At 62.9% G+C, this 17,219-nt stretch carries 17 protein-coding genes; 4 read left to right on the forward strand and 13 right to left on the reverse strand.

The window, feature by feature from the left end:
- Nucleotides 1–30 precede the first annotated feature (30 nt).
- From LB577_RS07515 to LB577_RS07540, 6 genes are all read right to left on the reverse strand, one after another.
- Complete coding sequence (locus LB577_RS07515) at nucleotides 31–1,227, reverse strand: serine hydrolase domain-containing protein (RefSeq protein WP_224686212.1); 1,197 nt, start codon at nucleotides 1,225–1,227, stop codon at nucleotides 31–33.
- Nucleotides 1,228–1,291: 64 nt separating this feature from the next.
- Nucleotides 1,292–2,326, reverse strand: coding sequence for an extracellular solute-binding protein (locus LB577_RS07520; protein WP_013893237.1), 1,035 nt, complete (start codon nucleotides 2,324–2,326; stop codon nucleotides 1,292–1,294).
- Nucleotides 2,327–2,349: 23 nt separating this feature from the next.
- Nucleotides 2,350–3,150: an ABC transporter permease gene (locus LB577_RS07525; protein ID WP_023765726.1), complete on the reverse strand. Its 801-nt coding sequence runs from the start codon at nucleotides 3,148–3,150 to the stop codon at nucleotides 2,350–2,352.
- Entirely contained in the window at nucleotides 3,143–4,063 is a 921-nt protein-coding gene (locus LB577_RS07530) for an ABC transporter permease (RefSeq protein WP_023765727.1), read from the reverse strand. Before LB577_RS07530 ends, LB577_RS07525 begins: the two co-directional genes overlap by 8 nt.
- Nucleotides 4,063–5,157, reverse strand: a complete 1,095-nt coding sequence (locus LB577_RS07535; protein WP_224686345.1) for an ABC transporter ATP-binding protein — start codon at nucleotides 5,155–5,157, stop codon at nucleotides 4,063–4,065. Before LB577_RS07535 ends, LB577_RS07530 begins: the two co-directional genes overlap by 1 nt.
- Nucleotides 5,158–5,299: 142 nt before the next feature.
- A complete protein-coding gene (locus tag LB577_RS07540; RefSeq protein WP_224686213.1) occupies nucleotides 5,300–6,979 on the reverse strand; it encodes an amidohydrolase in 1,680 nt (559 codons plus the stop codon).
- A gap of 259 nt (nucleotides 6,980–7,238) precedes the next feature.
- On the opposite strand from LB577_RS07540, the gene LB577_RS07545 reads away from it, so the two are divergent.
- Together LB577_RS07545 and LB577_RS07550 are read left to right on the forward strand one after the other, a co-directional pair.
- Complete coding sequence (locus tag LB577_RS07545; protein ID WP_224686214.1) at nucleotides 7,239–7,892, forward strand: TetR/AcrR family transcriptional regulator; 654 nt, start codon at nucleotides 7,239–7,241, stop codon at nucleotides 7,890–7,892.
- 23 nt (nucleotides 7,893–7,915) lie between these two features.
- A complete protein-coding gene (locus tag LB577_RS07550) occupies nucleotides 7,916–8,947 on the forward strand; it encodes a histone deacetylase family protein (RefSeq protein ID WP_224686215.1) in 1,032 nt (343 codons plus the stop codon).
- A gap of 63 nt (nucleotides 8,948–9,010) precedes the next feature.
- Here LB577_RS07550 and LB577_RS07555 read toward each other — a convergent pair whose 3' ends face one another.
- On the reverse strand, nucleotides 9,011–10,204 hold the full coding sequence (locus tag LB577_RS07555; RefSeq protein WP_224686216.1) for a TMEM43 family protein: 1,194 nt from the start codon (nucleotides 10,202–10,204) through the stop codon (nucleotides 9,011–9,013).
- Between the two features lie 507 nt (nucleotides 10,205–10,711).
- Between LB577_RS07555 and LB577_RS07560 the strand changes: the two genes are divergently transcribed.
- Nucleotides 10,712–11,422, forward strand: coding sequence for a helix-turn-helix transcriptional regulator (locus tag LB577_RS07560; protein ID WP_023765733.1), 711 nt, complete (start codon nucleotides 10,712–10,714; stop codon nucleotides 11,420–11,422).
- Nucleotides 11,419–12,189: a helix-turn-helix transcriptional regulator gene (locus tag LB577_RS07565; protein WP_224686217.1), complete on the forward strand. Its 771-nt coding sequence runs from the start codon at nucleotides 11,419–11,421 to the stop codon at nucleotides 12,187–12,189. The genes LB577_RS07560 and LB577_RS07565 overlap by 4 nt, the downstream gene beginning before the upstream one ends.
- A gap of 45 nt (nucleotides 12,190–12,234) precedes the next feature.
- Here the strand turns inward: LB577_RS07565 and LB577_RS07570 are convergent, their stop codons facing one another.
- Genes LB577_RS07570 through motA form a run of 6 tightly spaced genes read right to left on the reverse strand, consistent with a single transcriptional unit; the run spans nucleotide 12,235 to nucleotide 17,068 of the window.
- Nucleotides 12,235–12,669, reverse strand: a complete 435-nt coding sequence (locus LB577_RS07570; protein WP_224686218.1) for a hypothetical protein — start codon at nucleotides 12,667–12,669, stop codon at nucleotides 12,235–12,237.
- Nucleotides 12,666–13,748 carry a flagellar biosynthesis protein FlhB gene (gene flhB / locus LB577_RS07575; protein WP_023778456.1) on the reverse strand — a complete coding sequence of 361 codons (1,083 nt, stop codon included), beginning with the start codon at nucleotides 13,746–13,748 and terminating at the stop codon, nucleotides 12,666–12,668. The genes LB577_RS07570 and flhB overlap by 4 nt, the downstream gene beginning before the upstream one ends.
- A 3-nt stretch (nucleotides 13,749–13,751) precedes the next feature.
- On the reverse strand, nucleotides 13,752–14,762 hold the full coding sequence (locus LB577_RS07580; protein WP_023778457.1) for a flagellar motor switch protein FliG: 1,011 nt from the start codon (nucleotides 14,760–14,762) through the stop codon (nucleotides 13,752–13,754).
- Between the two features lie 46 nt (nucleotides 14,763–14,808).
- Nucleotides 14,809–15,195 carry a flagellar motor switch protein FliN gene (fliN, locus tag LB577_RS07585; protein WP_013893224.1) on the reverse strand — a complete coding sequence of 129 codons (387 nt, stop codon included), beginning with the start codon at nucleotides 15,193–15,195 and terminating at the stop codon, nucleotides 14,809–14,811.
- 17 nt (nucleotides 15,196–15,212) lie between these two features.
- A complete protein-coding gene (locus LB577_RS07590; protein ID WP_224686219.1) occupies nucleotides 15,213–16,160 on the reverse strand; it encodes a FliM/FliN family flagellar motor switch protein in 948 nt (315 codons plus the stop codon).
- Between the two features lie 32 nt (nucleotides 16,161–16,192).
- Nucleotides 16,193–17,068 carry a flagellar motor stator protein MotA gene (motA, locus tag LB577_RS07595; protein WP_023765737.1) on the reverse strand — a complete coding sequence of 292 codons (876 nt, stop codon included), beginning with the start codon at nucleotides 17,066–17,068 and terminating at the stop codon, nucleotides 16,193–16,195.
- Between the last annotated feature and the right edge of the window lie 151 nt (nucleotides 17,069–17,219).

A 17,219-nucleotide genomic window follows, 5' to 3' on the forward strand; every position in this document is an offset into this window, starting at 1 on the left:
CCTCTTGGAGTCGTTTTTTCTAGGGGGGGCTCAGCTCAACGCGGCGGCGATGGCATGCACGGCCTTCAATGTCGCCATGGAGTAGGCGAGGTTGTTGAAATCCGGATAGCTCGACAGCTTCACCACGACCATTCCCGTGTTCCAGTCGATGTGGATCATCTGCCCGAACACGCCCCGGCACATCAGCGCGCGCGAGCGGGGATCCTCGATCCAGAACTGGTTGCTGTAGCTGCCTTCCGGCAGGCTGGCGGAGAAATCGGGGCCGTGCCTGCCATTGCGTGTCGTCTCGATCCATTCAGCCGGCACGATGCCGCCGCCATTGCCGAGGATCATCTGGCCGAAGCGGCCATAGTCGCGCAACGTTGCATTGAAGCCACCATCGGCAAGCGCATAGCCGGCGCTGTCGACGGTGAAGCAGGCGCTTTCGTCAGCGCCGAGCTTTTGCCAGAGCTCTTCCGAGACCAACTGCGCCAGCCGCTTGCCCGTCACCCGTTCCATGATAAAGGCGAGCACGTCGGTCTCGATCGAGCGGTACTCGAATTTCGTTCCGTGCGGTCGGATTGTGTCCTTCAAGCCCAGGATCAGGTCGAACATATGCGAAGGCCAGCGAAAGTCCGGATCGCTGCCCGGTGGCACCGGCTTCCAGCCGGTCGCGACATCGACCTGGCCGATGTCGGAGTAGCGGTCGGTGTATTCCTCGGAGAAGCGCACGCCCGTGGTCATGTCGAGCACATGCTGGATGCTGGCCCCGGCCCATCCCGTTGCCTTCAGCTCTGGCAGGTAATCGGTCACCGCCTTGGCTGGATCGATCAGGCCACGGCCGGCCAATATGCCGAACACCGATCCGGTGACGGACTTCGCCATCGACTGCGACAGATGCAGCGTGCGCTCGTCCATGCCGTTGAGATAGCGCTCATAGGCGACCCTGCCGTTTTTGAGCACCAGGAAGCCATCCGTGTAGGTCTCGTCGAGCAGCCCCGCGAGCGTCGAAGGCTGGCCCTCGCTGCCCTCGACCGGCAGCCCGTCGAGATCGACCTCGGCGCGTTCGAGGCGGTGGCGATGCCCATTGCCGCGCCAGACTTCGGCGGTCGGCAGAATTTCCCTGATGTGCTGAAACGCCCAGCGGTTCCATGGCGGCCTGTCCCAGTCGAGCTTCGGCGGCACCATGGCGGGCGGCGAGCCTTGCATGATCGGCGGCCGCGGATCGCTGTTGCGATAGGAGTCCATGAAAGCCATTCCCGGAACAAAAAAGACCCGGCGGCGTGTGCCGCCGGGTCCCATCGCGTAGCGATTACTTCTGCAGTTCGGTCCAGATCTTAGTGTAGAGTTCCTGCGTTTCAGGCGGGCACATCTTCTGGAATTCGCCTTTCGGCTTGGCGTCGGCCGGAATGACGACTTCCGGCGCGTCCTTCATGTCGGCCGGCATGTACTTGTCCGAGCCCGTGATGGCGTTGGCATAGCGATGGAAGGCCGAGAGGCCAGCCGCGTTTTCCGGATCCATGATGAAGTTCTGGAACAGCTTGGCGTTCTCGACGTTCTTGGCTTCCTTGAGGACGACGACGTTGTCGCTCCACAGGCCGAAGCCTTCCTTCGGATAATTGTAGTGGATGGCCGGGTTGGCCAGCCGCTGGCGCAGCGCCGAGCCGTTCCAGTCACTGGTTGCCTTGAAGTCGCCGGCGCCCATCTTTTCGATGGTGTTGTATTCCATGGCGATCCAGTTCGGCTTGGCCGCCACCAGGAGGTCACGCACCTTCTTCAGCACCGCCTTGTCATCGGTGCACTGCTGGCCGCCGACATATTTGATCGCCGCGAAGATGACGTCGCCCATTTCCGGGACGACATTGACCTTGCCCTTCAGTTCGTCCGGCGTGTTGAAGACAATGCCCCACGTATCGGCTGGGCCCTTATAGGCATCGGTGTTGACGACGACGCCGATCGTGCCCCAGGCCCACGGCACGGAATATTTGCGGCCGGGGTCGAATTCAGGATTGGCCCATTCCGGCGCCACGTTCTTGAAGTTCTCCATCTTGCCCGGATCGGTCTCCAGCACGAGACCTTCCTTGATCCAGATCGGCACATAGGTCTGCGACGGAACCGCGATGTCGAAACCGGTGCCGCCCTGGCGAATCTTGGCAAGCGCGGTGTCGTTGGAATCGTAGTCGGTGATGGTCACCTTGACCTTGTATTTGTCCTCGAACTTCTTGATCACGTCGGGGCTGGTGTAGTTGCCCCAATTGTAGATGTTGAGCACGCCCTCGGCGCGGGCAAGCCCCGTCGATGCTAGCAACGCCAACCCCATGGCGGTCGCTGTTGTCTTCCAGTTCATCGTTCTAACTCCCATTTCAGGTTTCAGTCTCGTTTCCTGCTGACGAAGAAAAACAACGTGACGATCGCGACCGAAAGCAGCAGGAAAGCGGTCGATATCGCGTTGATCTCGGGTGTAATGCCGCGGCGGATCTGGCCGAGCATGTAGGTGGGCAACGTGTCCTGGCCGCCCGACTTGACGAACTCGGTGATGACGACATCATCGAGAGAGATGACGAAGGCCAGCATCAGTCCGGCCAGGATGCCGGGCCACAAAAGCGGCAGCGTGATGCGGCGGAAGGTCTTCCACGGCGTCGCGTAGAGGTCGGCGGCCGCACGTTCCAGCGTCAGGTCCATATTCTCCAGCCGCGCCCGGATCGGCAGGTAGGCGAAGGGAATGCAGAACGCCGTATGCGCGGCGACCAAATAGCCGATCCCCGAATAACCAGTGAAGATCTTGATGCGCGAGAAGAAGATCAGCAGCGCCACGCCGGTGACGATCTCGGGCACCATCAGCGGCTGGTTGATCGCCGCGTATTTGAAGGTGAGGCCGGGATAGGATGCCGTGCGCGTGGTGGCGAGCGCGGCCATGGTGGCGAAGATGGTCGAGAGCACCGCCGCGATGGAACCGATCTGGAAGGATCGCAGCGTCGCATCGATGACCTGCGTGTTCTGGTACGCCGACTGGAACCACTTGAACGAAAAACCGCCCCATTCCGATGTCGAGCTGGCCGCGTTGAAGGCGTAGATGACCAGCACGATGATGGGCAGATAGAGCACGACGAAGCAGGTCGCGGCGATCGCCGTGAATCCCGGCTGGTGCTTGATGGAGAAGTTGTCAGCCATGACGCACTCCCGACTTGCCGGCATTGCGCACATAGGCAAGCAGCGCCACCATGACGATGATCATCACCGTGATCGACAGCGCCGAGCCGAGCGGCCAGTTGCGGCCCTGGCCGAACTGCAGTTCGATCAGGTTGGACAGCATCATGTTCTTGCCGCCGCCAAGCACGCTCGGCGTCACATAGGCGCCAAGCGCGGGGATGAAGACCAGGATCGAGCCGGCGATGACGCCGGGTTTGACCAGCGGGAAAATGATCTTGCGCAGCACCTTGAAGCGTGTCGCGTAGAGATCATAGCCCGCCTCGACCAAACGAAAATCGAGCTTCTCCATGCTGGCATAGATCGGCAGCACCATCAGCGGCAGGTAGACATAGGCCATGCCGACCAGGATCGCCGTATCGGTGTAGAGGATCTGGATCGGCGCCGAGACGATGCCGAGCTTCAAGAGGATCGTGTTGATGATGCCTTCGTTGCGGATGATCTGCAGCACGGCGAAGGTACGGATCAGGAGGTTGGTCCAGAACGGGATGGTGATCAGGAACAGCCAGAGATCCCTCGTCTTCTCGCTGCGCGTCGCCATGAAATAGGCGGTCGGGAAACCGAGCGCCAAGGTCGCGAGCGTCGTCACCACCGCAAGCTTGACCGAACGCCAGAGGATGGTGACATGCGCCGCAGCGAGCGAAAGCGTGTCGTCGAAAATGTCGCGCTCCAGCAGCACCGATGTCCAGGCGTCGGACGAGAACTGCCATTTCACGTCGCCATAGGCGCCGGGCGTCAGAAACGAATAGACAAGCACGATCAGCAACGGGCCGGTCGCGGCAAACAGAATGACCAGCAGCGCCGGTGCTGACAACAGCCAGCGGTCACGCACATCGCGCCGCTCCGCTGCCTTGGCGACTTCTTCCGCGGTCGCCATCAGTCCCTCAGCACTTGCGCGGCGTCGTTGCCGATCATGATGCCGACCTTGTCGCCGCGTTCGAAACCGCAGCCGGCGCTGCGCGTGTTCTGCTGGCGCACGGTGAAAGCCTCGCCGCTGTCGAGCTGGACATGGATATGCGTATCGGTGCCGAAATAGACGATGTTTTCGACCGTGCCCGCGAGGTCGCCCTTGTCCTTCGTCAGCTTGGCATGCTCGGGCCTCACCACCACGGTGGCGTTGTCCTTTGGCTGGAAGCCTTCGGCAATGGTCGCCTCGATGGCCGTGCCGGATTTGAGCGTCGCGCGCGCCCTTCCGTTGCCGATGCCCGATATCGCTGCGGTGAGGAAGTTGGTTTCGCCGATGAAGTCGGCGACGAAGCGTTCCGCCGGCTTGTCGTAGATGTCCCAGGGCGAGCCGACCTGCAGGATCTTGCCCGACGACATCACCGCGATGCGGTCCGACATCGTCAGCGCTTCTTCCTGGTCGTGGGTGACGAAGATGAAGGTGATGCCGGTCTCGTGCTGCAGCCGCTTCAGCTCGATCTGCATTTCCTTGCGCAGCTTGTAGTCGAGTGCGGACAGCGGTTCGTCGAGCAACAGCACTTTGGGCTGCGGCGCCAGCGCCCGGGCCAGGGCCACGCGCTGCTGCTGGCCGCCGGAGATCTGGCTGGTGCGCCGGCCCGCCAGCGCTTCCATCTTGACCAGCTTCAGCATCTCGGCGACGCGCGCCTTGATCTCGGCCTTGGGCTTACCCAGCATTTCCAGGCCGAAGCCGATATTGTCGGCCACCGTCATGTGCGGAAACAGCGCGTAGGACTGGAAGACGGTGTTGACCGGCCGCTTGAAGGGCGGCAACGGTGCGATGTCCTGGCCGTAAAGCAGGATCTCGCCGGCGGTTGGAAAATCGAAGCCGGCGATCAGCCGCAGCAGCGTGGTCTTGCCGCAGCCGGATGGTCCCAGCAGCGTGAAGAACTCGTTTTCGCGGATGGTCACCGAGACCGTATCGAGGGCAGCGACCTGCCCTTCCCCTGATCCGAAAATTTTACTGACGTTTACGACTTCAATTGCATTCCGATCCGGTTTTTCCGGCACGATACGCCTCACTGTTGACCCCGCTCTTGCTGGCGAGGTTTTTCCCCTGTTGGATGTGACCACACGGCCGGTAGGTTGGCAAGTCCGGCATTGAATCACAGTTCAGTAGTCATTCATCCGGCTAGCAAGCCGCATGCCATTGTCAGGCCTGGTAGGTGACCTTGCCGCCGCAGATCGTCGTCACCGGCCGCAGTCTGTGCAGTTCGGCCGGCGCGGTCCTCTCGATATCATCGGACAAAACCACCAGATCGGCCATATAGCCTGGTTTCAGCATACCCTTGCGGTGCTCGGCGAACTCCGCATAGGCACCCTCCACCGTGTACGCGGTGAGCGATTCATGCAGCGAGAAGCTCTGGTCCGGGTCGCTTTCTGCCCATGGTTTGCGCATCACTGCCGCCTGAATACCCAGGATCGGATCGATCGGCGACACCGGCCAGTCCGATGCGAACACGACATGCGCGCCTGCATTCTTCAAGGTCCGCCAGGCATAGCTCAGCGGCCAACGGGCCGGCCCGATGCGCGACACGGTCGGCTCCAGCGGAAAATCCATGGCGCCGGGCGGATGCGGCGGCTGCATGGAAGCGATGACACCGAGTTCGGCGAAGCGCGGCACGTCCGATGTGGTCGTGACCTCGATATGTTCGACGCGATGCCGGCTGTCGCGCTTGCCATTGGCCTTTTGCGCCGCCTCGTAGCCGTCGAGCACGGCGCGGACGGCGCCGTCGCCGATCGAGTGCACGGCGATCTGCAGTCCACGTCTGTCGACGGCAACCGCCAGATCGATGAACTGCTGCGGCGTGAACAGCGGCTCGCCGACCCAGTCGGTGCGATCGGCATAAGGCTCGACCATCACCGCCGTCCAGGAATCGAGCACGCCATCGTAGAACACCTTGACCATGCCCGAGGACAGCCACTCGCTGTTGTAGCGCTCGGTCATCACGGACGCCTTGTCGAGCATGTCGAGCGTCATGAAATTCTTGTAGTGGAACGGGATCTGGACGCGGCAGGGCAAGCCTTCCGCGGCCTCGATCTCGGCCAGCAGCTCAAGCTGGTAGAGATTGCCGTCCATGTTCTGGATCGAGGTGATGCCGTGGCGCGCGCACCAGGCAAGCCCGCGCCGCATGATGTCGCGGTCGGCGGCGCGTTCTTCAGCCGACGGCATCGGGTCCGGCTCGCCGCCTGTCGCCAGCCCCAGCCGCACCCGGCTCTCGCCGGCAAGGTCGAGCACCGGACCGAAGGCCTCGCCCTCGCGCAATTCGCCCGCCGCCAGCCCATCGTCACCCATGACGATCTCGTTGCCCGGACCAAGCGTGCGGCCGTGCAGGATGCCGGCCATCTCCAGCGCCCTGGTGTTGGCCCACATCGTGTGATGGTCGGGCGCGGCCATGCAGAAGGGCCGGTCCGGCAGGATTTGATCGAGATGGTGGCGCGTCACCCGCTCGCTTCCAAGCACGGTGTAGTCGACGCCCTGCCCGACCAGCATCGCGGCATTGGGCCGGGTCGGCGCATAATCGCGGATCGCCTTTTGCAACGCCTCGAAGCCATGGACGCCGCCAAGCTGAAGATGCGCGAGCTCAGCTCCGCCGGAGAACAGATGCATGTGGGCTTCGATGAAGCCCGGGATCACCGAGCCGCCCTTGGCGTCGATCACCTTTGTGGCCGGACCTTTAAGCTCTTCGATGGAGGCACGGCTGCCGATGGCGGCGATGGTGCCGTCCTTGACGGCAACGGCCTCGGCGGTGGGATTGTCATCGTCCATGGTCAGCATATGACCATTGATGACGATCAGATCCGCATTGTGACCCGCATCTGTGACAGACATCGCGACTCCGCGCTTTTGACGACTGACTGAGACCGGCAATCCTCTTGTCCGACAAGCTGCCACGTCACCGCAGCGGCGCTATCGGACGAAAAATGATGCCAGTGCGCTGTCTCTGGAAATTCCCCTTGTGATCCCTGAAAACAGCGTGGATAAAAGAATGCGACTAATTATTCGCGTTTGTCAACGTACCGAATTTCGAATGTATTGGACAGCACCTGCACCCGTATTGAGACCCGGCAGGGAACGAGGACATCGAGCAGTGAAGCGCAGTCTCAGCCGCGAAACCAGGAGGGCGCTCGAACCGCGCAAGCAGCCGCGGCAACAGCGGTCGAGCAAGGTGGTCGACCGGATTCTCGACGCGGCGCTGGTCTTGACGCGGGAGCAGGGAACCAAGGCGCCGACGACGCTCGCCATTGCCCGGCGCGCCGGCCTGTCGGTCGGTTCGGTCTACCAATACTTTCCCAACAAGGAAGCCATTCTCCTGGACCTCGCCCGGCGCTGGCTGTCCTCCTTTCCCGAGGTGATCGCGAGGCGCATCGAGGTCGTGCCGCCCACCAACCGCGACGAGTTTCGCCAGGAAGTGCGCAAGCTCTTCATCGACACGTCCACGCTCTATCGCGACAACGCCACCCTGATGCCGGTGATCGAGGCCATTTCCGGCAACGCCGACCTCAGGCCGATCCAGGACGAATATGACGAGCAGATCATCGCGCTGTACGCCGCATGGCTGCAGCATGTGAATCCAGCCCTTGAAGACGAGATCGCCAGCCGGCTCGGCGTGCTGATGATGGACGTCGGGCACGCCTGCCGGCTCGTGGGGCTGAAAAGAGATCGCAAGACATACGACCTCATCGAGGACGATGTGGAAAGAATGTGGCTCGCTTTGGTGACCCCCTATCTCAACCTTGACTGATTTCGCATTTCGAGAGGAATTTTATGAAGACTGTCTATTCGCCGCTTCATGCCGGTCATGCCGGCCAGATGGAACTGGTCACATCGGCGATCGTGCCGGGTTTTGAAAAGCCCTCGCGCGCCGAATTCATCAAGGCGCGGGTCGAAAGCGAGAAGCTCGGTCCAATCGTCCTGCCGCTCGAGCACGATCTTGCCGCCGCCAAACGCATTCACAAATCGGACTATGTCGACTTCCTGCCGACGGTGTGGCCGCAATGGGTGGCCTCAGGTCACGAGGGCACGGCCATGCCCTTCACCTGGCCGACGCGCGGCCTGCGCGGCGACGTGCCGCCGAAGCGCGTCGACGCGCTGCTCGGCTACTATTCCTTCGATGCCGGCGCCACCTTCGTCGAAGGCACATGGGCGGCGATCAAGTCATCCTATGACGTGGCGCTCACCGCCGCCGGCCTGGTCAAGGCCGGCGAAAGGTCCGCCTTCGCGCTCTGCCGTCCGCCCGGCCATCATGCCGGCGCCGGCTTCATGGGCGGCTATTGCTACATCAACAACGCCGCCGTCGCGGCGCAGTGGTTCCGCGATCAGGGTGCCAAGCGCATCTCGATCCTGGATGTCGACTATCACCACGGCAACGGCACGCAGGAGATCTTCTATGACCGCGCCGACGTGCAGGTTCTCAATCTGCATGGCGACCCGATGGTCGAGTATCCGTTCTTCCTCGGCCATGCCGACGAGCGTGGCGCCGGCGCGGGCGAAGGCTTCAACATCAATTATCCGATGCCCTTCGGCACAGGCTGGGACGTCTGGAACGCCTCGCTGGAGGACGCCTGCGCCAGGCTCGCCGCCTACGCGCCCGACATCGTCATCGTCTCGCTCGGCGTCGACACCTTCGAGAAGGACCCGATCAGCCAGTTCAAGCTGACCAGCCCCGACTATCCCAAGATCGGCCGCCGCATCGCCAAGCTCGGCCTGCCGACGCTGTTCGTCATGGAAGGCGGCTATGCCGTCGAGGAGATCGGCATAAACGCCGTGGGCGTGCTGACCGGTTTCGAAGATCGGTAGCCTTCTCGCAAGCACAGCGACAGGCACGAAAGAAAAGGGCGGCGCGGCCGCCCTTTTTGCAGGCTACGCCGCGGTGCCAGTGCTTGGCGCGGCCATCGGCGCCACTGGCTTGCGTGACCGGCCGAGATAATAGACCGTCGCCGCAGCGATGACGCCGGCGGCCAGGATGCCAACCGCCAGAACCGGCCGATACCAGAACCAGGCAATCGCGATTGTCGTCGTGCCGACCAGGATCGCCAGGAAGAAGGCGATGATGCCGGTTCCCATCCGCGCCATGCTGCCGAGGAACGGGATGACGTCGAGGATCACGCCAATCGGGCTGAGGAACAGGGCAAAGCCGATCGTCAAGAGCAGCAGGCCAGCGGCACGCAGCAGCCAGGTGATCAGCGTGTTGGCGCTGACCGCCTCGGCGAACATCTTGTCGGCCGGTACCTGGCCCATATCGACCATCAGCAGCGCATCGCCTGCCTCGGTCTGGTAGGACTCGAACCGGCTGCCGGCCTGGCGCGCGACAATGCTCACCACGCCGAGCGGCGCAAGCTCGTAGCCGATGCGGTAATCGCCGAGCGCCGGCGTTGTGTTGTCGGTACCGAGATAGATCCTGCCGTCGACGATGCTGAGCGGCTTCGTACCGGTGTAGGCGGCCTTTATCGCGGCCGATTGGCTTGGCGATAGCGAAAGATCCTTGTCGCCCTCGATGCGATCCAGCACCGGCGCATCGAGATCGAAGGCGACGAGCTTGCCTTCCGGAATCTGGAAGGTCCGGCTGTGGATCGCCATCGGCGGATTCTGATGGCCATCAGGCTTCTTGAAATCCGACGAGTCGATCTGGCTGTCGTCCCACACCTTCGAATAGCTGTAGGTCGTCTCCGTCTCCTCGCCGCCGCCGAGCTTCTTGGTGGTCTCGGATTTGGAGTCCTCCTTCCACTGATACATCTCGACGCTGCGCGACAGGCGCAGGCCTTGCGCAGCGATCCCGAAATCCGGATCCGACAGCCCGCTATCGGCTGTCACCGGCCCGCTGACATGCACCAGTTTGCCGTCATTGGCGGCGTCGACACTGTCGGCACCGGCCGAGACGACGGCGCCGGCGCCCTCGGCCAGCGAGCGCGCCGTCTGCACCGCGCGGCCTTCGTTCCAGAACAGCCCGATCACCATCAGCACGACCAGAAGCAGGCCGAATATGACCCCGCCGACAGCGCGCTTGATCCGCCCGAACCACGAGACGGATGTAACTTCCCGAAATGAATCGCTCATTGTTTCCCCCGAAACCGGACCATGCCATGAGCCTGCGTACGACTGCCCCGACGACTTCGTCAAACATGCCGTCTACAGGCTCGATTGCCGGAGATGCCCACCCCTTCGGCATTTCGAATCTATCGCAACGGGCGGGCCGCCGATATGGCCGGCTTGCGCAGTCCCGACATTTTCACGCCTCGAAGGCTACGAAAATCGCCTCCTGAGTCGCACCTCGAGTCCATCAGATTCGATTTTGTCAAATCGCGTTTGATGTCGGATTCATCTGCGGGTAGATTAGACCCGAATCAGCCGGTCCTCGGGGGGCGCGGCGACCACCCAAAGTCTCACGTTCCGGAAATTTTCCGGCGCCAGACGCGGACGGCTTCGCGTTCCCTGAATGGATTCCGTCTGATTGGGCGCGGCCCCGCGCCTCGTGTGTGTCTCGTAAAAGTAACGCGTTTTCGGGTTCGGCGGCTGGCTCTCCAGCATCCGGACATCAGAATCGATTCCGGCCAAAAGCAACAGATGAGCAGTCCCGCCGCGCTTCTTCAATCCGACACATTAGGCTCGCGCCTGACGTCGCGCGGTGATCTCACCAGCTTTTTCATGGAATTGACCGCCGAGATCGGCGCTGACAGCTACATGCTGGTCGCCATCGTCCATGACCAGGACCGCAACGACGCGCGCATCGTCTCCTCGAACTGGATATTCGACGCCATCGAATTGATCGGCAAGCGGCTGATCGCCGGCCTTGCCCAGGGTGCTCTCACCGTTGCGCCCGGTATCCGTCCAAGACCGCTGGTGGCGGCGCAGGCGCCGGATGCGGATGGACTGGTCTCCGGCGAAGAGGCGCGCCTGCTCGACGTACTGGGCCATGCCGAGATCTATTCGCTGCGGCTGAATGTCGGTCGTCAGCGCCTGTTCGCCCTGTTCTCGGCGGCAAGTGCCGGCAAGATCGACCAGCCGGCGCTGATGAAGGCGCAACTGAAGTGCTGCTATGCGCTCTCGCACATTCCGCAGTTGATCGCCGCCGCCGCCATGCAGGATCCGCTGTCGGACCGCGAGCGCGAATGCCTGTTCTGGGTTTCGGAGGGCAAGACCACCGATGAGGTCGCCGTCATCCTTGGCGTCTCGTCCAACACCGTCAACAGCTACATCACCCACGCCATCCAGAAGTTCGCCGCCAGCAACCGCGCGATGGCCATCGCCACGGCGATCAGGAGTGGCATCATTTGAAAAACGCCGACATCAAGGAAGCAGCCGAAGCCCTTTTCAACGAGCAGCGCAACCCGTTCGGCGCCTTCTCGCTCGGCTCCGAAACGCATCACGCGGTCACCATTCCCGATGCCGTGCGCCGCTGCCGCTGGATATCGGTCGACATCAACGCCTCGGCCTTCGGCCTGTTCTTCGTCAGCCCGTCACCGGAGCGGGCACGGCTGGTCCCGTGTTTCGATTCCGACTATCCCGGCATCGCGGTGGCGACGAAGTTCATCTCAGGCGCCAATGGCGAGGAGATCGTGCGCCATACCCGCAACTCGACGGAGCCGCGCTGGTGGACGGATGACGGCGTCGCGGCGATGGCTGAGATGTTCGGCAAACTCGCGTGGACCGAGCAGATGGCGCCGCTGGCGCCCGGCACCGGTGGTATCGCCCTACCCGTCCATGCCGATCGCGGCCAGTGCGGTCTCGTCGTCTTCCTCGGATCGGAGATCGCCCTCCCCCAGGATACGCTCTACGAAATCCATGCCCGCTGTTTTTCGCTGTTCGCCGCTGTCGCCCGGATCCGCCCCAGCGATGCCGGCAGGATGCGCGCCATCTCCAAGCGCGAACTCGAATGCCTGAAGCTGACCGCCAACGGCAACACCAGCGAAGAGATCGCGCGGCTGCTGAAACTGTCGGTGCACACCGCCAACCAGTACCTGACCCAGTCGACGCAGAAGCTCAACGCCGTCAACCGCAACCAGGCGGTGGCCAAGGCGCTGCGGCTCGGTTTGATCGAGTAGTGAAACGATCAGAGCGGTCGAGGTCTGTTGAGGTTCAAGTAGGTATCAGAAGGCGAGCGGCTCGACCCTGCGGATACGCGCCTCTTCGATCACGGTCTCGAGCAAGGCCGTATTGTGCTCGGGATCTTCGCCCGGCTTCTCGAACGACACGTAGTTGACCACGACCGAGTTGCCGTTCTCGCTCAGTGTCAGCTGGAAATAGACCGTCGCCCCGGGTGGCCGCAGTTCCAGGTCGAGCACGATGCGCGGGCTGCCGCTCCAGTCGACATGCGCCTCGCCGCCATGGCCGAGCCTGAGCGTGCCGGGCATGAAGAACAGCTCCGCCGCTGAATCGATCAGGTCCGACAGGCAGGCAAAATGCTCCAGCCGGATGAAGGCGATGTAGTCGGCGACATCGATCAGCCTCAGTTCGCCCACCACTTGCTCGATGGCGCTGGCGACGATGATCTCGCGGGATTTTGCGTGCGGTTGGCGGTTCATGAAATCTGTCTGCGCTCAGCCTTTTTCGAGTAGACGATCCGCACCAGTTCGGCGACGGCCTGGTAGAATTGCGACGGGATCACATTATCGACCGAAACTTGCTTGTACATGGAGCGGGCGAGCGCCACGTCCTCGAAGATCGGGATGTTGTGTTCCCTGGCGATCTCGCGGATTTTCAGCGCCACCAGATCCTGTCCCTTGGCCACGACGAGCGGCGCCGAATCCTCGTCGCGCACATATTTCAGCGCGATCGAGAAGTGGGTCGGGTTGGCGATGATCAGCGTCGCGCGCGGCACCGCTGTCATCATCCGCTTGCGCGCGCGGTCGCGTGCCAGCGAGCGCAGCCGCGACTTGACGATCGGGTCGCCCTCGGACTGCTTGAACTCGTCCTTGACCTCCTGCTTGCTCATGCGCAGGTCCTGCTTCCAGTGGAAGCGCGACCAGACGATGTCGATCGCCGCGATCAGGCCCATGACGAAGACGATCGCCACCAATATGTCGACCGCGATGCCGCGGATGACGAGGCCGAAGGCAACGGGATTTGTGATCATCCCGGCAAGCAGCTTGCGGTGATCTTCCGACAGCGTGAAGGAGAGCACGGCAATGGCGAAGCCCACCTTTCCCAGGGATTTCAGGAACTCGACCCAGCCCTGAACGCCGAACATGCGGTTCCAGCCCTTGACGATCGAGATGCGCGAAAACTGCGGCCTGATGCGCTCGCCGACGATTTGCGGCATGTTCTGCAGCACCGAGGCGCCGATGCCGGCGACGGTCAACAGCACCAGCAGGCTGACGAGGGCGCGTCCCACTTCCAGCATGACGAGTTTGTAGAGCGCGATGACATCGGTCTCGGTGTCCATCGGCCAGGCTTCCGGCTTCTCGAGAAACGTCGCCAGGAACATGCCTAGGTCGATGATGGCATCCTTGGCATAGAAGACGGTGAACACCAGTATGGCGACGAAGGAGGCGAGAAGCGCGGTTTCCCTCGAATGGGGCAGCTTGCCCTGTTCGATGGTGTCGCGGATCTTCTTTTCCGTCGCCTCCTCGGTTTTCGAATCCTTGTCGACGGCGTCGGACATGCCTTAGGCGGCGTCCTGCGTCGAAGGAAGTTCGAACGCGCCTTCGCGCGACAGGCGGATGGTCGCCGTCACGATGGTTTTGCGTGCCGCCGTGATGTCGGCGGCGGGGATGCCTTCCGACCCCTCCCCGAGTTCGGCTTCGATCATGCGTCGCGACCGTGCGCCGATCGCCGACAGCACCGCCTCGGCGAGCGCCGCGGACGTGCCGCGCAACGCCAGCGTGACAAGTTCGGTCGACAGTCCGTCGAACAGCAGCACGCGTGCCTTCTGCGTAAGCAGCGGCAGGTCGTCGAAAGCGAACAGTCGCGCGCGCACGCCGTCGAGATCAGGCGTACCGGCGGCTTCCAGATCCTGCATGACCTCCTCGAGCAGCGGCTTGTCCAGTTCATTGAGCACGCTGGCGACGCGTGCCTGCCCCACCGACGTATCCTTGGTCGAGGTCTCTGCCAGCACGCTGGTGCGCAGCCGGTTCTCGACAATCCTGGCCGCGGCATCCGGAACATTGGCCATGGTCACCATGCGCTTGATGATTTCGCCACGCATCGGCTTGGTCAGGGTCAAAAGCACCCCCGCCGCCGTCTGCGGCGCCAGCTTCGACAGCACCATGGCCGCTGTCTGCGGATGTTCGCCGGCCAGGAACGTGCCCAGCCGCGCCGGCTCGAGCTTCTCGAGCTCCGGCCAGATCGGTGGTGGGCCTTCCGGAGCGACCTCGAATTTCTTGTCGCCCATGATCGCGCTCATCTCTTCGGGCGAGAGCGATTCATTGAGGATCGTGTCCATCCTGTCGGCGGAATCGAGCAAGCCCGCGCCCTCGGTGAATTCGGCCTCGAATTCGGCGACGATGCGCTCGAGATCGCTCTGTGGAATGGTCCTGAGCAGCCGCGCACCCTCGATCAGCGCCTTCAGCTCCTCCTGCTTGAAGAATTTCAGGAGACGGCTGGCCGACGGCTTGCCCATCGCCACCAGGATGGCGGCCGCCTTCTGCGCGCGCGTCAAGGTTGCCGGCGTCGTCATATTGCCTCTCGCCTCCGCTGCCACCGGCAAGCCCCGCAAACCATGTCTAGGCGCCCTTCGTACCGGCGATGATTTCGGTCAGCCTGATGCCGAAGCGCGAGGGATCGCTTTCCAGCACCGTGATCTCGCCACGCGCGATCTTGCGGCCGTTGACGACGACGTCGACCGGTTCGCCGATGCGGCGGTTGAGCGCGACCGTCGACCCTTTCTGCAACGCCATCAGGTCGGACACAGCCATCTCGGTGCTGCCGAGAATGATCTGGACATCGACGGGGATGTTCATGATGACGCTGGAATTGGCTCCTGCCGCGGCCCGGAAGGCTGCGTCGGGGCGCTGTTCCTCTTCATGCAGGACCCCGCGCAATTCCTCGATGGCGCGGTCGAGCTGCTCGTCCGGCTGGTCGAGGTCTGGTTCTGCCTTGGTCTTGGCCATGTATCGTCTCCAAATGCTCAGGCGCGCCCGGCGCCAGCCGGCATCAACCCGTCGATAAAGTCCTGCCCGGCATCGAAGGGATGCCTGATCCGGACGGTGTAATTCTGTCCCAGTTTGCCGAACTCGCATACGAACAGCGTCTGGCCGCGCGCGCTGAGGCGAGCCCGCGATTGCGCCGTTTCCTCGAAATCGATGACCTGGCCCACTTCCAGCCTCGCAAGGTCGCCGAGCGTCAGCCGCGCCAGCGGCATGGCGGCTTCGAGCGCCACCGTCGAGCGCATCACCTCTTCAGAAAAGCGTGCGCGCCAACTGGTGCCGGGATCGGCCTCGCTGGCGCTGGCGATACCGTCGCGGCCGGCCAGCACGATACGCTGCGGCATCGTTACCGTGATGCTGCCACTGTCGACCGGCGTCGAGATGCCAAGGACGATGCGAATTGCCGCGCCGTCGCGCAAAACATGCCGCCTGGCCTCGATGCCGGACATGGCCCGCGGGGCCGGCAGTCGCAGTTCGAGCGAGCGCTGCCCCGATCCGTTCAGCGCCTGCGCTACCTCCTGGAAAACCATGGTCGAGACATCGGCCTCGAGCGGCGACAGGTCGCGCTCGATCGGCGACACCGGCATGTCCGGGTCGCCGCCAAACAACGTGGAGACCATGATCGCGATCGCGGCTGCGTCGATGACGAGTGTCATCGCGTCCGACGAAGCCGGTGAGCCGACCACGGTCATGGCGAAATTGTCGCCGGCGCGCGAGCGCGCCTCGGTAACGCGGCTGACCTCGACCGACTTGAGATCGACGATGACGGGGACGCCAAGCCCGCTCGACAGCCCCTTCTGCAGCAGCGGCACGGCGCGTTCGGCCATGGCACGGCCGGCGTCGATGACCTGATCGGCCTCGCCGCTGTCACCGACCAGACGCTCTATGATCAGCGAGCGCGCTTGCGCGGGGCTGCCTGGACTGGTCATGACCGTGTGGGCACCGATCTGTCGTGCATCGCTCAGGCGGCCTTCTTCTCGGCGGCGCCGGTGTTCATCGTGCTCTGCTCGACGGCGTCGATGGTCGGCCGCTCGTAGGAGGAGATGGTCTTGCGGCCGAACTCGATCGCCACCTGCGGCAGGGCGCCGTTCATATAGGCGAGCAGCGTCTGCTTGACGATGATGTAGAGGCGGTTCTTCTTCTCGCGCACCGTCTTGATCTTGGTGGCGACGGGCCCGACCACCGCATAGGACAGGAAGATGCCGAGGAAGGTGCCGACCAGGGCGGCGCCGATCAGGCCGCCGAGGATTTCCGGCGACTGGTCGAGCGCGCCCATCGCCTTGACCACGCCAAGCACAGCAGCAACGATGCCCAGCGCCGGCAGGCCGTCGCCGACTGCGACCAGCGCGTGATAGGCCTTCATCTTGTCGGACTTGATGGTCTGGATTTCCTCGTCCATCAGCGCCTCGATCTCATGCGAGCGGGCATTGCCGATGATGATGATGCGGCAGTAGTCGCAGATGAAGGCCATCAAATCGTGGTTCTTGAGCACGGTCGGAAAGGCCTGGAAGATCGCCGATTCTTCCGGATTGTCGATATGCGCCTCGACCTCGCTGCGCGATTTCGAGCGCAGCTCTCGCATCAGGCTGTGCAGCACACCGAGCGTCTCCAGGTAATCCTGTTCCTTCGGCACCGCCTGCTTGAAGGCTTCGAGAATACCCCTGCCGGTATCCTTGACCGTCTTCATCGGATTGGCGACCAGGAAGGTGCCCAGTGCAGCGCCGCAGATGACCACGGCTTCCCACGGCTGCACCAGCACGTGCAGATGCCCGCCCATGGCCATGAAGCCGCCGAGGACGCAGCCGAGCGTTACCACCAGTCCAATCAGAATGCCCACGACAGGTCCTTCCGCATTTCACATCAGGTGCAAGGGATAGTCCCCGTGCCTTGTGTGAGGCTTGAATCGGAGCCGCCATGGAACCGAATTGAGGCGATTCAGTTTCGCGCAAGGAAGTGGCGCTATTGTGCTGGCATTGCTTCGGCCGGAG

The organism is Mesorhizobium sp. B283B1A, assembly GCF_020165735.1.
Taxonomy (GTDB): domain Bacteria; phylum Pseudomonadota; class Alphaproteobacteria; order Rhizobiales; family Rhizobiaceae; genus Mesorhizobium; species Mesorhizobium opportunistum.